This is a genomic window from Plantactinospora sp. CNZ321 (genome assembly GCF_004217235.1).
In genome coordinates, this window is record NZ_SHKQ01000001.1 from 7,016,592 (window position 1) to 7,030,306 (window position 13,715).

Genomic DNA, 13,715 nt, shown 5'->3' on the forward strand with positions numbered 1-13,715 from the left:
GGCGACCAGGGCACCGACGGCGGACGAGGCGACTGCGTCCGGTCGTGTCCCGGACGCCGCCAGCCGCTGGACCGGGCCGGAGGACAGGATGCGGGCAGATGACTGATCCCTTACCCCGACATGCCTTCGACATCAATCGTCGGCACACCTCAACGATCTCCGCCTTGAACTCCGGCGTGAACGCCCGACGCGGCCGGCGTGGCTTTTTACCATGCCTTCCATGATGAACATCCTCCCGAGGAGCCTCACAGCCCCCTGAGCTGGGATGTCCGTCAAATCGGGTCAGGCCCAGGGTTACGAAGCTCCCGGAGATCTGGAACGACCTCAAGACCCTCCGCTGCTGTCCGATGCCGACCTGTTTGTCTGCGACAACATCCTCGGTCCAGTGCCACCACGAGCCTTCGGCCGGCCCAAGCTCGCGTGGGTCCGAAGGCTCAGTTCGTTAGTGCATAACGGAATATCGACATATATGGTGGGCCGGGGCGTCGGCTGGATCAAGGTAGATGTCGATGGGGAGCGAAGGGACAGTGGTGGCATGAAACGCAGAGCGCTGATGGCGCTGGTGGCCGGGTTGGTCACCGCCGGCGGTGCGGTGGCGAGCCCCGCAGGCGACGCGGTGGCGCACCCAGCCGGCGACGGCGCCACCGCCGGGACCGCGGTCAACGCGTCCGGTGTCAACGATCCGGTGGCGGACCCTGGTCCGCTGAGCCGATGGATCGGCGTGGGACCGGCCGGACGCAGCACCGCGGCCCCGGCCGCGGTGGCCCCGGCCGCGGTGGTCTGTGACGGCGACGGCACCAGCGGCAAACGCGTCCGGATTCTGTACGTCCGGGAGACGTCCCAGACCGATCGGCTCGCCCAGTTCCAGAGCACGTTCCAGCAGTGGGCAGCCCAGATCGACGAGGCGTTCTTCGTCGACGCGCAGGCCACTGGCGGGTACCGGCGGGTCCGGTGGGTGCACGACGCATCCTGCGTGCCGACGGTGACCCGTGTCGTAGTGCCGAACGGCACCCTCGGCGACTTCGGAGACACCTTCGATGCCCTGAAGAGCGCGGGATACAACAGCACGAGCCGCAAGTACCTCGCGTACGCCGAGACCACCTCGTGGTGTGGACTCGGCGGTGGTGGCCCCGGGGCGAACGACTCCCGGCCGGGTGCGGAGAACCGGTACAACTCAGGGCCGGAACTGGCCACCATGGGTACCGGCTGCTGGGGTTGGGCGCCCAGCGCGCACGAACTGCTGCACACCCTCGGTGCCGTGCTGCCCGGGGCGCCGAACGCCACCAGCCACGGCCACTGCTGGGACGACGAGGACATCATGTGCTACGACGACGGCGGGATACCGAACCCGCCGGGGCAGTTGGTCAAGGTGTGCCCGGGAGCACCGGAGAATCAGCTCGACTGCAATCACGACGACTACTACAACGTGCGACCGGCCGCCGGCACCTGGCTGGCCAGCCACTGGAACGTCGCGAACAGCCAGTACCTGATCAGCACCCCACCCGCCTGGTCGGTCATTGTCGACAACACGTCGACATCGTTCCGGGCCAGCGCCAACTGGCAGGTTTCGAGTTACTCGACCCAGCGGTACGGCGCCGACTACGGGTTCGCCAACCCGGAACCGATTTCCGATCCGGCGTGGTACTCGGCCGACCTTCCGGGTAACGGAACGTACAAGGTGGAGGTCTGGTACCCCGCGACGTCCGGCTACAACGACCGCACGCCATACGTCGTGGTGACCAGCTCTGGCAACCAGACGGTACATGTCAACCAGCGGACCAACGGCGGCAAGTGGGTGAACCTGGGGACGTACCCGATGTCCGCCGGGGCACACGACGTGGTCGGCGTGTCACGCTGGACGGCCGGCACCGGGTACGTCATCGCCGACGCGATCCGGCTCACCAGAGTCTCCTGAGCAGAGAGGTGTACCGGGTCGTGTTCCTGGACGCGACCCGGTACACCAAGACGTCACCAACGCCTACTACGTCGTCAAACGCGTCCCCGCCCCGGACACTGCGGGTTTGGACTCAACCGTTGCGGTGACGGGCCCTCGTAGCGCCAGGTTAAGTCGTCCCCGCACCTGGTCGGCTTCCGGATGATCCAACTCTTGGAGGATCGACAGAGCCTGCTGCCATGCGACACGGGCGGCGGCCCGGCTTCCGGCCCTGTCGTGCGCGTCGCCGAGATGGGTGAGCGAGATCGCCTCGTTGGATCGGTGACCGATTTTCCGGTACAGGTCGACCGCGCGTGCGTAGGAGTCGACGGCGTGTCCGTCGCCAGCGATCAAGTGGGCATAGCCCAGGCTGTCCCAGGTGGCCGCCTCGCCGGCCCGGTTGTCCATCGTCCGCAGCAGTTCCAACGCCTGCCGGCAATGACGGATCGCATGCTTGTGATCCCCCAACAGTGCGTAGCACCAGCCCACCGAGTTGAGTGAGCTGGCGTGCCCGGCGCGGTGTCCGGCCTGCCGGAAGAGTCCGAGTGCCCGCAGGTCGTACCGGAGCGCCTCGTCGACCCTGCCCTGCTGTTCGTGGAGCCAGCCGAGACTGCGGTGGGTGAAAGCCTGGCCAACCCGGTCGTCGACGGCCACGAACAGGTCGAGCGCATGCCGGTACTGGGACTCGGCCTCCTGGAACCGGCGCAGCCGGATGTACGCCGCCCCGAGGGTGCGATATGCCTCGGCCTCGGCCAGCCGGTCGCCCTCGCGCCGCGCCGCGGCCACCGCCGCCTCGTGCGTGGTGGCCCAGTCGTGCCAGTGGCCCCGATGGTCGAAGAAGTTCGCCAGGGTCCACGCGATCCGCCAGACATGGCCGTCGAATCCAGCCCGCTCGGCCTGGCCGACGACGGCCATCAGCACCGGATGCTCGGTGGCGAACCAGGCGAGCGCCTCGACCTCGTCCTCGAACGACTCCTGCGCCAATCCGGGACGTGGCGTCGGCAGGACGATCGGCTCCCGCGATGTCCGCAACAGCCGGTCGGCCGCGGCGGCGGTGTGCAGGTAGTGGTCGAACAGCCGGCCCATGGCCGCGCGCTCCTCGTCGCCCGGCCGTTCGGCCACGAGTTCCCGGGCGTACGCCCGTAGCAGGTCGTGACACGCATACCTGCCCGGGATCCGCTCCTGCAACAGGTGGGTACGGGCCAGCTCAGCCAAGAGCGATCGGGCCTCCGCCACCGGCAGCGCGGCCAGGCTCGCTGCGGCGGGCGCGTCGATCTCCGGCGTCGTGCAGAGTCCGAGCAACTCGAACAGGCGCCCCGCCCCGGCACTCAATCGGCGGTACGACCAGGAGAACACCGACCGGGCGTCGGCGGCCGCGTCGCCGCTGGCGAAGGCGTGGAGTCCGCCCTGGGCGGCGCGGATCTCGTCGGCCAGGGCACGGAGCGAGAAGTGCGGATGGCTGGCGGCTCGCGCGGACACGATGGTCAGGGCCAACGGAAGCCCCGCGCAGGAGGCGATGATCTCGGGTACGGCCTCCGGTTCGGCCGCGATCCTTTTCGACCCGATTCGGCGGCTCAACAGGCGGCCGGCCTCCGTCGGGGTGAAGACGTTGAGGCCGACGAGATGGGCGCCGTCCGCGGTGATCAGGCTCGGCAGCTGATCCCGGCTGGTCACCAGCGTCGGACAGGTGGTCGAGCCGGGGAGTAGCGGACGGACCTGGGCCGCGTCGTGGGCGTTGTCGAGCACCACCAGCATCCGACGGCCGGCGACCAGGCTACGGTAGAGGGCGGTCTGGGCCTCCGCGGTAACCGGCATCCGTTCCGGGGAGACGCCCAGCACCTCGAGGAACAGACGCAGGGCTTCGTCCGGACGCATCGCCAGCCCGGTGGGGCCGAAACCACGCAGGTTGACGTACAACTGCCCGTCCGGGTAGTCGGCGGCCAGAGTGTGGGCCAACCGTACGGCGAGGCTGGTCTTTCCGATCCCCGCCGGACCGGTCACGATCAGGATCTGCGGGTCGGCCGGGCCGCAGAGGCGCCGCTGGATCGACTCGAGCTCGGCCACCCGCCCGACGAAGTAGGGCGGTTCGGGCGGCAACAGACGTGGTACCGCTGTGGGCTCGCGCTGCTGCGGCTTCGGCGCCAGCGATACCTGCCGGCGCAGGATGTCCCGTTGCAGATTCTGCAGCTCTGGTGCGTCGATGCCGCGCTCGTACAACAGGGCCAGGCCCTGTCGGCACACCTCGGCCGCCTCGTCGATGCGTTGCTCCGCGTAAAGGGCCGTCGCGAGCGAGCGCCGCATGCCCTCGTCGTACGGGTCGTCGCCGAGCGCGGCGGTCAGGTGCACGATCGCCTGGTCCACCTGCCCGAGTGTCGACAGTGCGTCGGCCAGGTCCCGCCGAGCCGATCGGCGCATCGCGTCGAGACGGGACGTCTCCGGTATCGCGAACGGATGGTGGGCGATGTCCGCGTACGCGGGACCGCGCCACAGGGCCAGGGCCATCCGGAGCAACTCCGCCGCCCGCCCGACCTGCTCCTGGTCGCCCTCGCCTAGCAGGCGCCGCCCCTCGCCGCACAATCGTTCGAACCGGTGCGAGTCGATCCGGTCGAGCGGTATCCGGAGCGAGTAGCCCACGCTGGCGCCGCTGCCGCTGGTCGTCACCATCGCACCGTCGCCGCGCTCCGTCTGCAGGGCCTGTCGGAGGTGCGATATGTGGCTGCGCAACGTGGAACGGGCCCGGTACGGCCTGGGTCCTTCCCAGAGGAGTTCGACGAGTCGACTGGCCGGCACTATCCTGTCGACCTCGATCAGCAGGACCGAGAACAGCGCGGCGAGCTTGGGGCCCATTCCGACCAGGTTTCCGTGCCGTTGTATCCACAGTGGGCCGAGCACGGCGACCCGCAAGTCAGCCACAACCAAGCCTCCATCAGCCCCATCGGCGATCGAAAAGCGTCTGTGGCCGATGCTATCCCGCAAGCGGGTTCGCCACTCGGTTCAGCGGCGGGTCTCAGACGCGGAACCCTTGGTACGACAGGACTTCGGACGATGGGGCGGCAGGGCGACCAGCACCGCGCCGAGTATCCGCTCAGCGGGAAAGTAGCCGAACTGACGGGAGTCGAAACTCGCCCTGTGGTTGTCGCCGAGCAGCACCACGAGACCGGGTGGCACCCGGTCTTCGGACACGTTCGCCAGGGCTGCCACCCGTCCACGCGGCACCCGGTCGCCGGGCACCGCCGCCACCCGTTTGATCATCCAACGTGGGCCGGATTCCGCGAGGGTCCGGCTGCTGGTCAAGGGCCGTCCCGAACGGCAGTCACGGGGGGTCGGCCGTTCCACCACCACCACCTGGCCGACCGACATCGCCCGCCCCCGCCGTACCAGTACCCGGTCGCCGTCCTGGAAGGTCGGCTCCATGCTTGGCCCGCGAACCGTCACCGTGACCAGCCGACGGGCCAGCAGGACGGTGGCGACCAGCACCGACAGAAGCACCAGCACCGCGTAGACCAGCCCGTGCTGCCAGGCCGAGGTGGGTAGGAGCGCCGGCAGGGCACCGACGGGACGGACCGGGAACGGCATCACGGCCCACGTTCTGCGGTACGCACCAGCGCGCTCACCGTTCCGGCCCGGTAGCCGTCCGCCCCGTCCCGGTAGCCGGCGGCCTGGAGCCGGAACAGCCGGGCGTACTCGCCGTCCACCGCCATCAGTTCGTCGTGTTTTCCTTCCTCCACCACATCGCCGTCGGCGAGTACCACGATCAGGTCCGCGTCCCGGACCGCACCGAGCCGGTGGGAGATGAGCAGCGTGGTCCGGCCCGCCCGGTGCCGCCGCAGGGCGGTGTGGATCTCGTGCTCCGCCTCGGCATCCAGCCCGGCCGAGGGTTCGTCGAGGATCAGCAGGTCGCGCTGGTCGCGGAGCAGTGCCCGGGCCAGGGCCAGCCGCTGCCACTGGCCCTCGGAGAGCAGCGTCCCGCTCCCCGCTGGGGTCTGGCCGGGTTCGGTGGCGAACATCCGGGAGAGCAGTGTGTCGTACCCGTCCGGCAGCGCGGCCAGCCTGCCATGGATACCCGCCCGCTGCGCCGCGGCCCGGATCCGAGACTCGTCCGCGCCGGTTTCCGGGTCGCCGAGGGTGATGTTCTCCCGGGCGGACAGGTCGTAGTGCATGTAGTCCTGGAAGACCGCGCCGACCCGCCGCCGCAGCTCGGCTACGTCGGCGTGGCGGATGTCCGAGCCGTCCCACAGGATCGCACCCCGGGTCGGGTCGTAGAACCGGCACAGCAGCTTGACCAGCGTCGACTTGCCCGTGCCGTTGAGCCCGATCAACGCCAGCGCCTTCCCGTGCGGGATCCGCAGATTGATCCCGCGCAGTACCCAGGGCTGGTCCTCGGAGTAACGGAACCACAGATCGCGCACCTCGATCCCGGACCGCAGCGGCGGCAGCGGTCGTGGTGCGTTCGCCAGCGGCAACTCCGGCCCCGCCGTGGTCACCGCGAGGTAGTGGTCGAACATCAGCAGGGCCTGGTGCGTACGGGCCATCTCCCGGGCGACGGTGACGAGCGCGCTCTGCACGCCGGCCACCGCCGCGATGAAGATCGCGATATCCCCGATCGACAACTGCCCCTGCCGGGCGGCACGGATCGCCCACAACACTCCCGCGCCGGCAACGGCGGCCGCCATCAGCCCGAGCCCGGCCTGGACCAGCACCGTGCGCCGATCCACGGCACGGGTGGCGGTGTAGGCGGTGCGGCGATCCGCCAACATCCGCTCTCGTAGGAACGTACCCGCGCCGAACAGCCGCACCTCCTTCGCCGCCTCTACAGTGGACAGCAGGCTGCGGTAGAAGAACTCGCGACGTTCGGCCGGCACGATCTCCAGGAGCATCCGTGCCCGTCGCTGGGCGAGTGCCAGCTCGCCGATCAGCGCCGGGATGCCGGCCAGCAGTACCAGCGTGGTCATCACCGGGCTGAGCAGGAACAGGGAGGCCAGGAAGCCGGTGATGGTGATGGCGGCACGCGCCATCCCGAGGAGGCCGTCGACGGCCTGGTTCGGACTCGTGCCGCCGGCCTGCTGTGCCAGACGCAGCCGGTCCAGGAAGGGCGGATCCTCGAACCGCCCCAGCCCAACGAACCCGTTCACGGCGCGGAAGAGCCGATCGTGCGCCAGCATCCCGGCGGCGCGGTCCAACTCGGCCCGCAGGTACTGTCCGACCTGGGGAAGGACGCTGACCAGGACACCGGCCGCAGCGAGACCGCTGCCGAGCGCGACCAGCGTCGCGAGCGCGGCGCCGCCGATCAGGTTGTCCAACACCAGTTTGGTGAGCCAGGCGGTCGCCACCGGTAGCGCGCCGCCGACGAGGGTGATGGCCGCGTACAGTCCGAGCTTGCCGGGAGCCGCCCTGCCCGTGAGCGCGCCGGCGCCCAACGCCCGCACCACCAGCCCTCGGGATCGGGCCGCCGACCGCCGGGGATTCACCGGACCGCCAACGTGGCTGGCTGGTCCACCTCCACCTTGTTGGCGGTGACGACGAGCCGTCCGGCGTCGTCGCGACCCACCCGCAGCAGGGTCGGGTAGGCGCGGGCACGGAAGGCCGAACTCAGCGCACCGTCGCCGGCCTCGACGACCACCCGGGTCACCGGCCGCAGATCCGCGACGAACGCCTGTGCCTGGTCACGGTCGCCGACCACGACGGCCAGCGAGCGGTCGCGTCCCGGCAGCGCGCGTACGTGCTCGACGAACTTCGGCAGCTTCTCCTTGCACGGCCCACAGGTGGGCGAGAAGAAGGCCACGAGCGTATCGCCGGTCAGTGCGTCGCGGGTCAACGCCTCATGGTCGACGGTGGTGGTCTCGAACTCGCCGACCACCTGGCCCACCTCGATGGCCGGTGGCCCCTGGGCGATGGTGGAGAGAAGTTCGGTGTGCTCACGCAGTCGTTTGATCACCCCGAGGGTGAGAATCAGGTTCAGTACGCAGAGCAGACCGGTGATGACCAGTGCTGCGATCAGGAAGGGCATGTCGGCTCCTGGAATGACTGAGGATGAGACCACGGGCGACGTCCGCGGCCTCCTGGGCAGGGGGACGGAAGAGTCCGACGATGTCGTCCAGCCGGGTGAGCACTCCGCCGAGGACCACGGCGCTGAGTGCGGCGAGCACGCCGCCGGGCAGTTGCGCGGGCGTGGTGGCTGTCCCGATCGTCGCGCCAAGGACGGCGACCAGCGCAAGCGCGATGTTCCGGACGACGTGTGACGGGCCCAGTGGCAGGGTTGAGGCCCCGAAGCACCGGCACGGGGTGCGTTCGCCCCGTACGATCGCCGCAAGGACGCCGACGGCGAACGCCACCAGCAGCCCCGCCGCGAGCCCGAGCCCGAGCACGGCGGCGGGCGACGGCGCGGTGACCAGCACGCACACCGCCGCCTCGGCGCCCACCACCCCGAGCGCCAGCGGCCTGACGAAACGGTCGGGCAACGCCGATAGCCGCGCCGTCGACGCCACGAACGCCTCGAAGGCGTCCCTCCCGGTCAGCTTGCCGACGATCGAGCCGAGGAACACAACTCCGATCAGGCAGCGGATTCCTATCGCCAGGTAAGGCATCGCACATCCTTAGTGGAAGATTGGCACCGGGTCGCCGCCCGGCGGTGCCCCGGCCCCTGTCACCTGAATCGGGCGGCGCAACGCAGCGGGCCCGGGCGACCCCCGACCGCGGTGCCGGTCCGCCCGGATACCAAGGTGGTACCCGGGCAGCCTCCGGCCCCTGCCGGGCGCCGACCGGACCCTGGGCTGCCACGGGCGAGCCCTACGGCACGCGGCTCAGTAGCAGAGGATCGTCGAGCAACCCGACCCGTCGCAGCAGTACGCGTCGCACGCCCCGTAGCCGCACTGCCAGCAGGAGCTGAAGTACTTCCAGCCGCAGGCGGCGGCGGACGCTTCGACCTCCGGGACGAACAGTCCCAGGAGCCTCGACCCCGCTCTCTCGACCAACTTGTACATACTCCGCCTTCCTCTCATCAGCGGGCACGACCCGAAGGTCGCACCGAAGGCGCACGGTGCGCCCTCGTGAGCCCACGATCAACGGGCCGCGTGGAAGCCGGGTGGAAAGTGGATGCAAAGGGCGTTGCGACGGACGCAATGCCCTCCGTCGGCAACGGCTCTCGCGACGAACCAATGCCGCGGCCGTCGGCCGGTACGCCTCGTCGGAAGCGTGGCGTAGCCGCTTCGGGCTACCGCGGGATACCGAACTCCGCTTCTACAGCTTGAGCCTGGACACGGGGCCACCGTCGCGACTGCCGCAACGTGATGTTCCAGCCAGGCCGCCCCGGTCGCCCACCTCACCCGTTCGGCTTGAGATCGTCCGCCACGTGCCACGAACTGGGGCTCCGTCCGACGACGCCAGACGGACAAATGATCAAGGGCGAACTCTCGATCTCCCGAGAACCCGCCCCTGACCTGCTGCTTTGTGGTGGAGCTGAGGGGATTTGAACCCCTGACCCCCTCGATGCGAACGAGGTGCGCTACCGGTCTGCGCCACAGCCCCTTGACCAAGCCGACGAACCGGCAGGCCGGCGCCAAGGCTAACAGGTCGGCCGCCCCGGGCGCGAACCAGCCCCGCCGACGTCACCGGGAGCCGCTCACCGTCCCCCGGCCTCGTAGGGTCGGCCGCGCAGCCCGCCGGCCCGCCGGTAGGAGACGGAACCCGCCGCCCGGCCGCCCCCGCTGGCCGCCGGAGGAAGGTCGGTCGCCCGGTTCATCCCCAGCGCGGCCCGGCGTACCGCTTCCCGCTGGGCGGCCAGGCGGCGCTGCGCCGCCCGGCGAGCCTGCGCCCGGCGGGCCTGGGCACGCCGGACCTCCGCCTGCCGGGCGGCCAGCCAGGCCGCCTCGCGAGCCTGCACGCGCCGCCGCCGGCGCTCGGCGACGGCCCGGCTCCGCAGGTGTACGAGGTACGCGCCCAGCAGTGTCGCGGTGGTCGCGAAGCCGATCCAGAAGCCGGGGCTGACCAGCACCACCCCGACCAGCTCGACGAAGTTGAGCAGGAGCAGGGCGACGAAGACCCGGCGCCTCCGGTAGACGGCCGGGGTGTGCCGGGCGGGCGGTGAACGACGCCGGGCGGGGCCCGGGTTGCGGGGCACCGAGCGCAGTCGACGGCTGCGCCGACCGTTCCCCGGCGGCCCGGAGACCGGCGGCCCGGAGACCGGCGTGCCGGGGCTGGCGGCCGGCGAGACCGGCTGGGCGGTGGCCAGGTCGGCAGGGGGAACACCAGTGCGCAGGGTGACGATTCGAGTGCGGGGTGGATTTACCGGCTGCCGCCCCGGGACGCTGCGTCGCCGTCGGCGGCGCTGGAGCACCCGCGCCGTCGACTGCGCCCGCTCCGCGGCCAGCCGCTCCGTGGCGTCGTACCGGCGGACCAGTGCCGGCGCGAGGGCGAGCAGACCGGCTGCGGCGAGGACGGCGAGGAGCACCGAGGCCGGCACCCTCATCCCTCCCGTCACCCACCTCGGGCAACCGACCGGACGAGCCTCTCCCGCACCGCCGGGCGCGTCCACGGCAGGCGCGGATCAGCTCCCGGAGCCGACGCGGGTCCGTCCGACGTTGCCGCACGTCCCGATTACTTCAGGTTACGGGGACAGACCAGGAAAATCGTGCGGCGCGCCGGCCGACCAGCGACGAAGGAGATCAACATGCGGTACCCCGGCCCGCATCCGGCACGAGATCCCCGGCGGGCCGGACTGCGCGGAGCTGTCGACGACGCCCCGGCGACACCGCTTTAGGACGCGGCGGCGCGCACCCGGTGCCAGCGGGCCAGCAGGCCACCCTCCCGGGCGACCTCCTCGCTGGTCATCGCGTACCCGATGTGGTCACGCCAGGCGCCGTCGATGTGCATGTAGCGCGGGTGGTACGCCTCCTCGCGGAAGCCCAGCTTCTCCACCACCCGCCGGGACGGGCCGTTCTCCGGCCGGATGTTCACCTCGATCCGGTGCAGCCCGGCCGGCCCGAACGCGTGGTCCACGGCGAGCGCCATCGCGGTCGGGATCACGCCGCGCCCGGCCACCCGACCGTCCACCCAGTAGCCGACGTACGCCGAGCAGAACGCCCGCCGCACGATGTTGCCCAGGTTGAGATGCCCGACCAGGCGCTCCCGGGCGCCCTCGACCAGGCAGACCGCGAACGGCATGGCCTCGCCGCGACGCGCCTGTCTGCGCTGGTCCCGGTAGACCCAGCGGAACGCGATCCGCGAGTTCATCTCGTCCCACCGGCCCGGCGGGGAGGACTCCCATGGCGCCAGCCAGGCCTGGTTGGCGCAGCGCACCTCGGACCAGGCCCCCGCGTCCGACCGCCGGTACGGGCGCAGCAGCACCGCACCGTCCCGGAGTACGACCGGCCAGCCCGGGGTCGCGGCAAGGTTCACGCCCGGTTTCCCGTCGGCAACCCACGCCTCCTCGTCAACACCCTGGCGCCGTCGCCGGCACCGCCCTGCCAGGGTGGCAGCCCGGTCACCTGCGCCGGTCCAGCAGTAGCACGTCCACGGTGGAGCCGGCCGCCGCGCTGGTGACCCGCTCGCCGAGCACCATCAGGCCGTTCGCCTCGGCCAGCCCGGAGAGCGTGTAGGGCCCACCGCGCAGCGGCTGCACGGTGTAGCCGCCGCCGCGCCGCTCGGCCACGTGCGCCGGCCGGAACTCCCGCAGCCCGGACGGCGAGGAAACGGTCTCCAGCAGGTGTGCCCGGACGCTGGGCCGGAACACCGGCTCGGCGCCGGCCAGCAACTGGATCGCCGGCCTCGCCAGCACCTCGAAGCCGATCAGTGCCGCACCGGGCTCACCGGGTAGACAGACCACCGGTACCTCCTCGGCTCCGACCGTACCGAACCCGAGGGCGCTTCCGGGATAGAGGGCGACCTCCATGAAGGTCACCGGGCTGGCCCGGCCACCGTCCCGACGGGACAGTACGCGGCGGATCATGTCACCCGGGCCGGCACCGGTACCGCCCGTCGTGATGATCAGGTCGGCCCGGAGCGTCTGGTCCTCCAGCAGCCCGCGCAGCCCCTCGGGATCGTCGTCGCAGATGCCCACCCGGTACGCCAGCGCGCCCACCTCGGCCGCTGCCGCCGTCAAGGCGTGCGAGTTTATGTCCACCACCTGCCCCGGCTGGCTGGCCCGGCCGACGTCGACCAACTCGTCGCCGGTCGCCACGATCACCACCCGGGGGCTCGGCCGGACCACCACGTGCCCGATGCCGGTCGCCGCGAAGACCGCGACCAGGGCCGGCGAGATGTACGAGCCGGAGCGGGCCAGCAGGGTACCGGCCGGCAGCTCCTCACCGGCCCGGCGCAGCCCGTAGCCGCGCTTCGGGGTCCGGAAGATCTCCACCGCCGCCATGCCCTGGTCGGTCCACTCCACCGGCACCACCACGTCGGCGGCGATCGGCAGCGGCGAACCGGCCGCCACCGAGAAGCAGGCGCCCGGGGTCAGCCGGACCGGCCGCCAACTCGCCGCGCCGAGGTCGCCGACGACGTTGAGCCGGACCGGGCGGGGGTCGCCGAGCCGGCTCGGGCCGTAGCCGCCGGCCGCGCCACCGGTACGCCCCGCGCCCGAGATGTCCTCCCAGCGCGCCGCGTACCCGTCGATGGCCGCCTGGTCGAAGGCCGGATAGGCGTGCGGCGCCACGACGTCCTCGGCGAGCACGTTGCCGTACGCCTGGGTGAGGTCGAGGTCGAGCGGGGGAAGCGCCCGCAACCTGCGCAGCACGCTGCCCAGGTAGTCGGCGAGCGGCGTCAGCTCGTTGGCGGCCGCCTCGGCATCGGCCGTCGCTGTCACACCGTCACCTCGCAGAAGGGCGTCATGTGCGGCGGCCGGCGTCGGAGGCGACGAACTCGCCCAGCCACTGCCGGAACTCCGCACCGAGATCCTCACGCTCGCAGGCCAGTTGCACCACGGTCTGCAGGTAGCCCAGCGGCATGCCGGTGTCGTAGCGGGTGCCACGGTAGATGATCGCGTGCACCGGCATACCCTCCTTGAGCAGCAGACCCATCGCGTCGGTGAGTTGGATCTCCCCGCCGCTTCCCTTCCCGGTACGCCCGATCGCCTCGAAGATCGAGCTCGGCAGCACGTACCGGCCGAGCACCGCGAGGTTGCTCGGCGCGTCCTCCGGCTTCGGCTTCTCCACCAGCCCGGTCACCTCGACCACCTCGCCGAGGTCGGAGAGGCTCCGGTCCGCCGGCGCCACCGAGGCGATGCCGTACCGCTTGGTCTCGTCCGGCGGCACCTCGAAGAAGGCCAGCACAATGCCGCCGGTCCGGGCCTGCAGGTCCAGCATCGCCGGTAGCAGCGGCTCGGCGAGGTTCACGAACTCGTCGCCGAGCAGGACCGCGAACGGCTGGTCCCCGACGTGCGTCTCGGCGTACCCGACGGCGTGGCCCAGGCCGAGCTGTTCCGGCTGCCGGCAGGTGTAGATCTGCGCCAGTTCCCCGGGCCCCCGCACCGCCTCCAGCAGCTTCGGGTCGCCCTTCTCCTCCAACCGGGCCTCCAGGTCCGGCCGGCGGTCGAAGTGGTCGACCATCGCGGTCTTGCCCCGGCCGGTGATCAGCAGTACGTCGTCGATACCGGCCTGGGCAGCCTCCTCGACGATGTACTGCAACACCGGACGGTCGACGACCGGCAGTAGTTCCTTCGGCACCACCTTGGTGGCGGGCAGGAACCGGGTCGCCAGGCCGGCGGCCGGGATGACGGCCTTCACCGCCCGTCGTCCGGCCGTCGGCGTCGAGGAGTTGGCTGGGGTAGCTGCGTTCTCCGGCATGTCGC

At 71.2% G+C, this 13,715-nt stretch carries 11 protein-coding genes and 1 tRNA gene; 1 reads left to right on the plus strand and 11 read right to left on the minus strand.

Annotation, left to right across the window (positions count from 1 at the left end; genetic code table 11):
• Nucleotides 1-535: 535 nt before the first annotated feature.
• Nucleotides 536-1,915, plus strand: coding sequence for a golvesin C-terminal-like domain-containing protein (locus EV371_RS30450; RefSeq protein ID WP_130465080.1), 1,380 nt, complete (start codon nucleotides 536-538; stop codon nucleotides 1,913-1,915).
• Between the two features lie 66 nt (nucleotides 1,916-1,981).
• On the opposite strand, the gene EV371_RS30455 is transcribed toward EV371_RS30450, so the two are convergent.
• The 11 genes from EV371_RS30455 to EV371_RS30500 all read right to left on the minus strand — a co-directional run bounded on the left by EV371_RS30455 (nucleotide 1,982) and on the right by EV371_RS30500 (nucleotide 13,710).
• The gene (locus EV371_RS30455; RefSeq protein WP_130465081.1) at nucleotides 1,982-4,846 is read right to left on the minus strand and encodes a tetratricopeptide repeat protein; all 2,865 of its coding nucleotides are present in this window, start codon (nucleotides 4,844-4,846) and stop codon (nucleotides 1,982-1,984) included.
• Nucleotides 4,847-4,927: 81 nt separating this feature from the next.
• Entirely contained in the window at nucleotides 4,928-5,509 is a 582-nt protein-coding gene (locus tag EV371_RS30460; RefSeq protein WP_130465082.1) for a S26 family signal peptidase, read from the minus strand.
• Entirely contained in the window at nucleotides 5,509-7,401 is a 1,893-nt protein-coding gene (locus EV371_RS30465) for an ABC transporter ATP-binding protein (protein WP_130465083.1), read from the minus strand. Before EV371_RS30465 ends, EV371_RS30460 begins: the two co-directional genes overlap by 1 nt.
• Entirely contained in the window at nucleotides 7,398-7,940 is a 543-nt protein-coding gene (locus EV371_RS30470) for a redoxin domain-containing protein (RefSeq protein ID WP_130465084.1), read from the minus strand. The genes EV371_RS30465 and EV371_RS30470 overlap by 4 nt, the downstream gene beginning before the upstream one ends.
• Nucleotides 7,849-8,517, minus strand: coding sequence for a MauE/DoxX family redox-associated membrane protein (locus EV371_RS30475; protein WP_130465085.1), 669 nt, complete (start codon nucleotides 8,515-8,517; stop codon nucleotides 7,849-7,851). Before EV371_RS30475 ends, EV371_RS30470 begins: the two co-directional genes overlap by 92 nt.
• Nucleotides 8,518-8,733: 216 nt before the next feature.
• On the minus strand, nucleotides 8,734-8,904 hold the full coding sequence (locus EV371_RS33620; RefSeq protein WP_165436874.1) for a hypothetical protein: 171 nt from the start codon (nucleotides 8,902-8,904) through the stop codon (nucleotides 8,734-8,736).
• Nucleotides 8,905-9,380: 476 nt separating this feature from the next.
• A tRNA-Ala gene (locus EV371_RS30480) sits at nucleotides 9,381-9,457 on the minus strand.
• 94 nt (nucleotides 9,458-9,551) lie between these two features.
• Complete coding sequence (sepX, locus tag EV371_RS30485; RefSeq protein ID WP_207230652.1) at nucleotides 9,552-10,397, minus strand: divisome protein SepX/GlpR; 846 nt, start codon at nucleotides 10,395-10,397, stop codon at nucleotides 9,552-9,554.
• A gap of 287 nt (nucleotides 10,398-10,684) precedes the next feature.
• Nucleotides 10,685-11,326 carry a GNAT family N-acetyltransferase gene (locus EV371_RS30490; protein WP_130465086.1) on the minus strand — a complete coding sequence of 214 codons (642 nt, stop codon included), beginning with the start codon at nucleotides 11,324-11,326 and terminating at the stop codon, nucleotides 10,685-10,687.
• 85 nt (nucleotides 11,327-11,411) lie between these two features.
• The gene (locus EV371_RS30495; protein ID WP_130465087.1) at nucleotides 11,412-12,731 is read right to left on the minus strand and encodes a molybdopterin molybdotransferase MoeA; all 1,320 of its coding nucleotides are present in this window, start codon (nucleotides 12,729-12,731) and stop codon (nucleotides 11,412-11,414) included.
• Between the two features lie 22 nt (nucleotides 12,732-12,753).
• The gene (locus tag EV371_RS30500) at nucleotides 12,754-13,710 is read right to left on the minus strand and encodes a sugar phosphate nucleotidyltransferase (protein WP_130465088.1); all 957 of its coding nucleotides are present in this window, start codon (nucleotides 13,708-13,710) and stop codon (nucleotides 12,754-12,756) included.
• Between the last annotated feature and the right edge of the window lie 5 nt (nucleotides 13,711-13,715).